At 61.6% G+C, this 6,037-nt stretch carries 6 protein-coding genes; 4 read left to right on the top strand and 2 right to left on the bottom strand.

Annotated features, from left to right (window positions below; translation table 11 throughout):
- Positions 1–68 precede the first annotated feature (68 nt).
- From ACQY7U_RS01120 to ACQY7U_RS01110, 3 genes are all read left to right on the top strand, one after another.
- The gene (locus ACQY7U_RS01120; RefSeq protein WP_428641118.1) at positions 69–482 is read left to right on the top strand and encodes a VOC family protein; all 414 of its coding nucleotides are present in this window, start codon (positions 69–71) and stop codon (positions 480–482) included.
- Positions 479–1,426 (top strand): 2-hydroxyacid dehydrogenase, encoded by a 948-nt coding sequence (locus ACQY7U_RS01115; protein WP_428641116.1) that lies wholly within the window; start codon positions 479–481, stop codon positions 1,424–1,426. The genes ACQY7U_RS01120 and ACQY7U_RS01115 overlap by 4 nt, the downstream gene beginning before the upstream one ends.
- 86 nt (positions 1,427–1,512) lie before the next feature.
- On the top strand, positions 1,513–2,331 hold the full coding sequence (locus ACQY7U_RS01110; RefSeq protein WP_428641114.1) for a sugar phosphate isomerase/epimerase family protein: 819 nt from the start codon (positions 1,513–1,515) through the stop codon (positions 2,329–2,331).
- 105 nt (positions 2,332–2,436) lie between these two features.
- Here ACQY7U_RS01110 and gndA read toward each other — a convergent pair whose 3' ends face one another.
- Positions 2,437–3,861, bottom strand: coding sequence for an NADP-dependent phosphogluconate dehydrogenase (gene gndA / locus ACQY7U_RS01105; RefSeq protein WP_428641112.1), 1,425 nt, complete (start codon positions 3,859–3,861; stop codon positions 2,437–2,439).
- 102 nt (positions 3,862–3,963) lie between these two features.
- A complete protein-coding gene (locus ACQY7U_RS01100; RefSeq protein WP_428641110.1) occupies positions 3,964–4,803 on the bottom strand; it encodes a LysR family transcriptional regulator in 840 nt (279 codons plus the stop codon).
- Positions 4,804–4,906: 103 nt separating this feature from the next.
- Between ACQY7U_RS01100 and ACQY7U_RS01095 the strand changes: the two genes are divergently transcribed.
- Positions 4,907–5,827, top strand: a complete 921-nt coding sequence (locus ACQY7U_RS01095) for an MBL fold metallo-hydrolase (protein WP_428641108.1) — start codon at positions 4,907–4,909, stop codon at positions 5,825–5,827.
- The last annotated feature ends 210 nt before the right edge of the window (positions 5,828–6,037 follow it).

The following is a 6,037-nucleotide window of genomic DNA, read 5'->3' as shown; positions in this document are numbered from 1 at the left end:
AGGCCATCTGGTAGAGCGTTTCGCAATCACATCCGGCAACGCCCCTGGACGGTTTTCAAGGAGACACCATGCAACCCTGTTTTCACCTGGCCTATCACGTCACGGACCTGGATGAGGCACGTGCCTTCTACGGCACCCTGCTTGGCTGCCAGGAAGGCCGCAGCACGGAGACCTGGGTCGATTTCAATTTCTTCGGACACCAGATTTCCCTTCATCTCGGCAAGCCGTTCGAGACGACCAACACCGGCAAGGTCGGCGATCACATGGTGCCGATGCCGCATCTCGGCGTCGTTCTCGACATGGCGACCTGGAAAGCCCTTGCGGAAAAATTGACGGCCACTAACCTCGACTTCGTCCTGCCCCCGACGATCCGGTTTCAGGGAGAACCGGGAGAACAGAGCACCATGTTCTTCCTCGATCCGTCCGGAAACCCGATCGAAATCAAGGGCTTTGCCGATGAAGCCGGAGTTTTTGCCGTATGAAGACAGTTGTGCCCTTTATCTCCGCTGCAAGCGACGGCGAACGGCAGGCCTGGCGGGACGTACTGCCCGCCGCCCTTGAAGAGGTCGCGGAGGTCAAACCCTTTGAGGCGCTGACGGAAGAAGAACGCCTTGCTGCAAAGGTTGCCATCGTCGCCAATCCGGATCCGGCCGAAGTCGCGGCGCTTCCCGCTCTCGTCTGGGTGCAAAGCCTTTGGGCCGGAGTCGAACGGCTGTGTGCGGACCTGCCTGAGAACGGCCCCCGCATCGTCCGCTTGACCGATCCGCAAATGGCCGAGACCATGTCGGAAGCCGTTCTGGCCTGGACGCTCTATCTGCACCGGGACATGCCGCGTTACCGCCTGCAGCAGGAAAAGAAAATCTGGCAGGACCACGTCCTGAAGCTGCCGCAGGAACGCACCATCGGCGTGCTCGGCCTCGGCAAGCTGGGGGCCGCCGCCGCGCTACGGCTCAAGACAAATGGCTTCGACGTCGCCGGCTGGAGCCGGAGTGAGAAGGTTCTGGAGGGTATCTCCTGTTTTCACGGGGAAGACGGGCTTGCGGCCATCCTGAACCGGTCCGACATCATCGTCCTGCTGATGCCACTGACAGTCGAAACGAAGGGCCTCATCGGCGAAAAAGCCCTGCAACACTGCAAAAAGGGTGCGGCACTCATCAATTTTGCCCGTGGGCCAATCCTTGATGCAAAGGCACTGATTGCGGCACTCGACCGGGGTGATTTGAGCCACGCGGTGCTCGACGTCTTCAACGAGGAACCCTTGCCGCAGTCCGATCCGCTGTGGGGCCATGAAAGCGTGACCGTGCTGCCGCATATTTCCGCGCCGACAATCACCACCACCGCCTCCAGGATCGTGGCTCGGAATATCGGCCGCTATTTCGAAACGGGCACCGTCCCGGAGAGCGTCGACAGGAAACGCGGATATTGAGTTTCGCAGAGAGCCATGTCGCAATAGTGTCAAGGGTGCCGCCGTATCAGGCTACCAGAGAATTCCGTTTTGACGACAGGTGCCTCATGTCCGACCTTCCCATTCTTGGTGCAGCGCTCAACCTCAATTCGTTCGAGACGCACCGCGAACTCATGCTGGAAAAACCGCGAGATCTCGAGCTGCAGGATTTCTGGTCGCCGAACGTTCTGAACGGCGACTGGATGCCTCTGATCGAGCGGGCCAGAACCCTGCTCGACGGGCACAAGGGCCGCCTCGGTATCCACGGGCCCTTCATCGGCCTAAGCATGGCTGAGCCCGACCCCGATGTCCGCGACGTGGTGAAGAAGCGCCTGCGACAGGGACTGGAGATCTGCGAAGCGCTCGGTGCGACGCAGATGGTCGTACACAGTCCGGATTCGGCCTGGAGCTACTACAATCTCGACCTTTACGACAACGGCCGGGAACGGCACATGGAGACCTGCCACCTGACCATGAAGGATGCGGTCCGGCAGGCCGAGGACATCGGCTGCGAGCTGGTGCTGGAAAACATCGAGGACATGGACCCCTCATCCCGGCTCAAAATGGCGGAAAGCTTCGGGTCGGAAGCGGTCAAGGTCTCCCTCGACACCGGCCATGCCCATTACGTTCACGGTGTTAACGGCGCCCCGCCGGTCGACTATTTCGTCAAGGCGGCGGGCAACAACCTGCGGCATGTCCACCTGCAGGACGCGGACGGCTATGCCGACCGCCACTGGACCCTCGGCGAAGGCACCATCAACTGGCGCGCGGTGTTCGCGGCGCTCGGTAAGCTCACCAGCAACCCGCGCCTGATCATCGAAATCCGCGACCACGCCGGCCTGCCCGCCTCTATTGCGAACATGGCGGCGCTGGGGCTGGCGCAATAGTCAACGGATACTCCCTGCGCACAGGCACACACTCGCGTGCCGTCATTCCGGACAGGCGTGACGCAAGTCGCACGCCGATCCGGAACTCAGACCATCGCTGTTAAGTCACCCCATCGCCCAGGGGCCGTGGTAACCGCCGCCGTCCTTGTCGGTGCGTTCAAAACCGTGGGCGCCGAAGAAGTCGCGCTGACCTTGCAGCATGTTGGCGGTGGAGCGGCCCGTGCGCATGATGTCGAAATAGGAGAGCGCGGCAGACAGCGCCGGGACCGGCAGGCCGTGAAGGGCGGCCTGGGCCACCACCTGGCGCAGCATCGCCTCGGTTTGCTTCAGCTTTTCGGAGAAGAACGGCGCGAGCATCAGGTTGCGGCTCGCGTCGTCGGCAAGCGCCGCCGACATGTCGTTCAGCATGGCGGAGCGGATGATGCAGCCGTTGCGCCAGATGCGCGCGATCTGCGGCACGGGCATCGCCCAGCCGTATTGTTTCGCCGCTTCCAGGATCAGGCCGAAGCCCTGCGCGTAGCAGATGATCTTGCCCGCGACGAGAGCGGCTTCCAATGCGTCGATGGTCACCGATTCCCGGTCCATGCCACTCGGTGCCGCACCGAACTCGGCCTCGCCCTTCTTGCGCTCGTCCAGCCGTGCCGACATGTTGCGCACCGCGACGGCGGCTTCGATGGCGCTTGCGGGCGTACCCAGCATCAGTGCCTCGATGGCGGTCCAGCGGCCGGTGCCCTTCTGGCCGGCCTTGTCCAGAATGATATCCAGCATCGGCTTGCCGGTGTCCGGGTCCGCCGTCTTGGCGACCTTGCCGGAAATCTCGATCAGGTAGGACTGCAGGATGCCGCCGTTCCATTTTTCGAAGACGTCGCCGATTTCGCCAGCCGTCATGCCGAAGCCGTCGCGCATGACGCCATAGACTTCGGCGATCATCTGCATGTCGGCATATTCGATGCCGTTATGGACGGTCTTCACCAGATGACCGGCCCCGGCTTCGCCGAGATAGGCGGCGCAGGGCTCGCCCTCATGCTTGGCGGAAATCGCTTCCAGGATATGGCCGACCTGGTCCCAGGCATCCTTCGCACCTCCGCCCATGATGGAGGGGCCAAAGCGCGCGCCTTCCTCGCCGCCCGAAACGCCGATGCCCATGAAGCGCGGGCCCTTTTCGGCGGCGTCTTCAGCGCGGCGGTTGGTGTCGTGGTAGTTGGCGTTGCCGGCATCGATGATGAGATCGGAAGCATCCAGCAGCGGGCGCAGGGCCTCGATCTGGGCGTCGACCGCCTCGCCGGCCGGCACCATCAGGATCACCGCGCGCGGCTGCTTGATGGAGGCAACGAAGTCTTCGAGCGTCTCTGTCGGCACGATCTTGTCGGCGAGTTCACCGGCCTTGGTCATGAACTGGCCGGTCTTTTCCGTCGTCCGGTTGAAGACCGCGATCCGAAATCCGTGCTCGGCAATGTTGAGCGCCAGGTTTCCGCCCATGGTTCCAAGGCCGATCAGGCCGATTTCCGCAACAGCGCCTTGAGAGCTCATGAACATGCCTTTCATAAATCGATTAGTATCTGGTGGCGCGGTGATAGCCGACCTATGAGCCAACGGCAATGTCTGGAAGGCGCAAGACCATGCAAAAGCCGGTCAGTCCAATTTCTCAACGAGATGATCCAGCAGCAGGCGCACCCGTTTCGGCACGAAACGGCGTGAGGGCAGAACTGCAAATAACGGTAGATCCGGCAGGGAAATCGGGCACTCAAGCTCCTTGAGCAATCCGGAGGCAAGCAGGTCCGCACACATGGCTCTCGGCAGGATCGCAGCGACCTTGCCGGCCAGGACAAGTGCTCTTGCCAGTTGAAGGTTGCGTGTGGTGAAGGTGAATGCCCCCCCTTCCAGGTCCGTCTCGTCAAGCGCGCCTGCCGGATCAAGCAACCGGCCGTCCCTAAAGATCGTCTCAAATGTTTCTTCGGGCGGATGGTTCGAATGAACGACCGAAATCAGGGGACCGGAAGCAATCTTCCGGACCACGACGTTCTCCGAGGCCACCCGGTTGCCGCGCAAGGCGAAGTCGAACCGTTCACCGGTCAGGTCAACCGGCCGGTCGCTGACATGCACCTCGATCCGCACGTCGGGATAACGGGCATTGAAGCTGGTCATGGCTTCGGCCATCCGGTCGAGCGGAAGATCGACCGGAACGGACAGACGGACGAGCCCCCGGGGTGTCTGCGCCGTCTTGATCTGTTCGCCCGCCTCCGCAAGGTCCTTCAGGGCGGGCAGTACCCTGGCACGGTAGGCCTCGCCCTCCACCGTCAGCCGGACCTGGCGCGTGGTGCGCCGGAACAGCGCCACGCCGAGGTCCTCCTCAAGAGCCTTTATTCGCGCCGTGACCGTGGATCTCGGCAATCCCAGCAGGCGCGCGGCGGCCGCAAAACTGCCGCAGGCTGCGACTTCGGCAAAAGTTTCCAGATGGGCCAGCGTGGTCATTGAGTGAAATTTTCGTTCAGAGAATTCAGATTTATCTGACTACTCTGAATAATGGCGAAGGTCTACCTCAGTCCGGTTATCAACGACAGACGAGGACCATTCCATGAAACGGAGACACTTTCTGAAATCCGCCGGCGCGATGACCCTGGCAGCTCCCGCCGTGTTCGCCAGCGCTTCACCGGCACCGGGCAAGACCGAAGCAGCACACCCCCGCCTTGATGTCACCTGGTACGGCGGCGCCACGATGCTGCTCTCCTGCGGCGAGCTGACCCTGTTGACGGACCCGGCCTTCGGCGAGGGCAGGAAAGCGTTCCGGATGGGCAACCCCAATGCCATGTTCGACCTTGCCAAGGGACCGGACATCATCTTCCACGAACGCCTGACGGAGTTCCGGGGAATGGATCTCTCCGATATCGACTACGGCCTCCTGTCTCATCTGCATGAGGATCATTTCGATCAAAAGGCCGAGCAGTCGCTTTCAAGGGACCTGCCCTTCTTCGTTCCGGCGCACGACCGGGAAACAATGGCCGGCAAGGGGTTCACCAATCTGCGTCAGGCGGATTGGGGTGAAGAGCATGTTCTGGAAAAGGGCGGCGTTTCGGTTTCGGTCATCGCAATTCCGGCGGAACATTCTGAAAATCCGGAGATCTCCAGGATACTCGGCTTCGGCAATGGCTACTGGCTTACCTTTCGGGACGGCGATTGGTCAAAATCGGTTTACTGGACGGGAGACACCTTCCCGACGCCTAACGTTCTGAAGGCCCTGGAACCCTTCGGCGCGCCGGATATTCTGATACCGCACCTGGGCGGTGTCGGTTCGACGGGGCCGCTCGGCCAGATCAGCATGGGTGCCGCCGATGCCGCCGAATTCGTGGCTCACCTGCAACCCGGCAAGGTCCTGCCGATTCATCACTCCACCTATGCGCTCTATCTCGAACCGGTGTCCGGGCTGCCTGCTGCTCTGGAGGGGAAAACCGCGGGGCTGGATCTGGTGTCCGAAGGCACGCGCGTCAGCTATTCTTGAACGCTAATGATCCCTGCAATGCCGGCGGCGCCGCGAACCGCCGGCTTGAAATCAGCGGACGCAGCGCTTTCTTACCCGGCTAATCAATTGAAGCAAATCCGGACACTCGAAAAAAAATTGTCATGTTGAGCTGATAGGCGGAGCGCAGCCGCAGCCAGTCGTGCGGTCATGCGCAAGGGATCTGTCACATGAAAAAGTTTCTGATTGCTG

It is taken from the genome of Roseibium sp. (assembly GCF_050301095.1).
GTDB lineage: Bacteria > Pseudomonadota > Alphaproteobacteria > Rhizobiales > Stappiaceae > Roseibium.
Note: the sequence above shows the minus strand (reverse complement) of the source record. Positions and strands in the feature narration are given on the sequence as shown.